Annotated in this window: 1 protein-coding gene; it reads left to right on the top strand. The window is 70.3% G+C overall.

All coding sequences use genetic code 11. The features are described from left to right. Nucleotides 1-263: zinc-binding dehydrogenase (locus ACZ6JE_RS15305; protein WP_464319499.1), on the top strand; the 263-nt coding region annotated here is incomplete at both ends.

The following is a 263-nucleotide window of genomic DNA, read 5'->3' on the forward strand; positions in this document are numbered from 1 at the left end:
CGTGGTGGCCCATCTGGTCGAACTGACCGGCGGCGGCGCGGACTACACCTTCGACTGTACCGGCAATACGGTCGTCATGCGCCAGGCGCTCGAGGCCTGCCACCGCGGCTGGGGCGAGAGCGTCGTCATCGGCGTCGCCGAATCCGGCAAGGAGATCGCGACCCGCCCGTTCCAGCTGGTCACCGGCAGGGTCTGGCGTGGTTCGGCCTTCGGCGGCGCGCGCGGCCGCACCGACACGCCCAAGATCGTCGACTGGTACATGG

Source organism: Frigoribacterium sp. AC759 (genome assembly GCF_979256015.1).